The 2,092-nt window shown below is 57.3% G+C and carries 3 protein-coding genes and 1 pseudogene; all 4 read left to right on the plus strand.

Annotated features, from left to right (window positions below; translation table 11 throughout):
* A pseudogene (locus DWY93_RS16705) lies at positions 1 to 315 on the plus strand (hypothetical protein); the annotation flags it as partial.
* 42 nt (positions 316 to 357) lie between these two features.
* Positions 358 to 999 (plus strand): septation protein SpoVG family protein, encoded by a 642-nt coding sequence (locus DWY93_RS16710; RefSeq protein ID WP_015567066.1) that lies wholly within the window; start codon positions 358 to 360, stop codon positions 997 to 999.
* 9 nt (positions 1,000 to 1,008) lie between these two features.
* The gene (locus DWY93_RS16715) at positions 1,009 to 1,662 is read left to right on the plus strand and encodes a hypothetical protein (protein ID WP_117472739.1); all 654 of its coding nucleotides are present in this window, start codon (positions 1,009 to 1,011) and stop codon (positions 1,660 to 1,662) included.
* 44 nt (positions 1,663 to 1,706) lie between these two features.
* A partial coding sequence (locus DWY93_RS16720; protein WP_003500106.1) for a PrgI family protein occupies positions 1,707 to 2,092 on the plus strand: 386 nt, incomplete at its 3' end.

The raw sequence follows: 2,092 nt of genomic DNA on the forward strand, positions 1-2,092 counted from the left end.
TGCCATAGTGATATGGTAAGGCGTCGGGTTCTTACCCTACTACTCACAAGTTTAGCGCCTATCCCGTTTGCCACCGTCCCCAACAGGGAAACCGGACACATGGGGCAGAACTATTTCCGCTCCCTCTTTGCGGTGGGCTTTCAAGGTCTATTGATCTTGGTCTGTGTCGCCATCTATGCGGTGCTGATCCAGAGTATCGCCACCGACGGCGACCCCATCGGGGCGATCTGGGGCTGCGTGGGATATACGGTGCTGCTGTGTTTTACCTTATTCAAAACAGGCAGTCTTGCAAAATCCATCTTCGGCTGCCATTAAGAGACTTCGGGCCATGCTGACCCGAAGCGGAAAGGAGGCGGTATGCCCCGGCGTTACAAACAGGGTGCGGACGGACAGCCGCACCCGGCTTTCTACGGAAAGCTCCCCGAAGAATTTTCTAAAGCAGACACCATGCGCTTTATGGTGGAAACCGATCTGAAACTGTCCGGGTGCGTATCGGCGGACACGCTGGCGGCACTCCGGGCGGAAGGCTATGACTACAAGGACGGGAACCTTGTTCCCGCCGGAAAGGAGGAAACCATGCAGGAAAAGGTTGCAAACACCACCCCGGCCGCACCGTTGAAGCTGGATGTAAGCGTGCGGGTCATCGAACCTGTGAAAAACCTCATGGGCTTTGCCAGCGTGAAATTCAATGACTGCTTTGTGGTGGAAAATCTGAAAATCGTACAGGGTAGCAAGGGGCTCTTTCTTGGGATGCCCAGCCAGCCAGACGGCAAAGGCGGCTACCGGGATATGGCCTACCCTGTCACAAAGGAGTTCCGGGAACAGCTCAACACCGCTGTTCTGCAAGCCTATGAGGCAAAGCTGGAACAGATGGCGGAGCGCGGCTCTGTGGGGCGTGCGTCCATCAGCGACCAGCTCAAAGCCGGAAAAGCGGCTGCCGAACAGGCAAAGGCAGAACGGCCTCCGAAGGAAAAGCCCAGCCGCAGCGCAGAGCGTTGACCTCGGGCCATGCTGGCCCGAAGCAGAAAGGAGGCGGAAACCATGCCACGCAAACGGACGGGCTATGACGCGGCCTGCTATTACGACGGAAAACTGCTGGGCCGCTGTACCAAAGCGGACAGCGACGCCTATACCCTGTTGATGAACGCCTGTGGTGGGGACGCCGCCCGGGTCCTGCGGGAATATGCCTATTTTTCCCCGGAACTTCGCGCCATATTGGAAAATGTGGCGCTCATGCAGGCGGACCGGAACCGGACGGGCGGAATGTTCCATGCGCCGAAAAGTTCCCCGTGGGGCGAGGTGCAGAGCTGTGAAACCCTCTGTCCAGGGGTGTTTCTGGTATCTACCGCCAGCCACGGCGGAACGATGGTGGCAAACGAGGTAGCCGCCGTCCTCTCCCCAGCGGCCAAAAAATGCGGCTTCAAGGACAAGGGCTATATTTGCTATGAGGAGGACGCACAGGAAAGCGTAGTGCTCCGGGAGCTGCTGGACAAAAAGCTGTGGAAAATCCCTGACCGCATTAAGGACAAAGGACAGTTTGAAGAAAAACTCAATCAGTCCATCCGGCAGTATCACCCCGAATACTGGCGGGCAAGGCAGAGCGGACGAGAGGCCGCCGAAGCTGCCCGCAGCACAGCCCCGGCCAAAGAGGCCGCAAGATAACCTCGGGCCATGCTGGCCCGAAGCAGTAAAGGAGGTGTACCAAAATGGCCTATGTGCCAGTACCAAAAGACCTTTCCAAAATCAAGACAAAGCTGGCCTTCAACCTAACGAAGCGCCAGCTTGTTTGTTTTTCCAGCGCGGCGGCGGTGGGCCTCCCGGCTTACCTGTTTTCCCGTGGCAGTATCGGGAACAGTGCCGCCATGTTCCTGATGATCGGCCTCATGCTCCCGTTCTTCTTTCTGGCTATGTATGAACGAGACGGTCTGCCGCTGGAAAAAGTGCTGAAAAATATCATCCGCACCCGGTTCCTCTATCCCCGTGTGCGGCCTTACAAAACCGAAAACTTCTATGCGCTGCTTAGTGCCAGAAAGGAGGCGCAGCCGATTGCGAAACAGCAGAAGGGCCGGAAAGCCCGCAGGCAGAAAGCCTG

It is taken from the genome of Clostridium sp. AF28-12, assembly GCF_003435225.1.
GTDB classification, from domain to species: Bacteria; Bacillota; Clostridia; order Lachnospirales; family Lachnospiraceae; genus Pilosibacter; species Pilosibacter fragilis.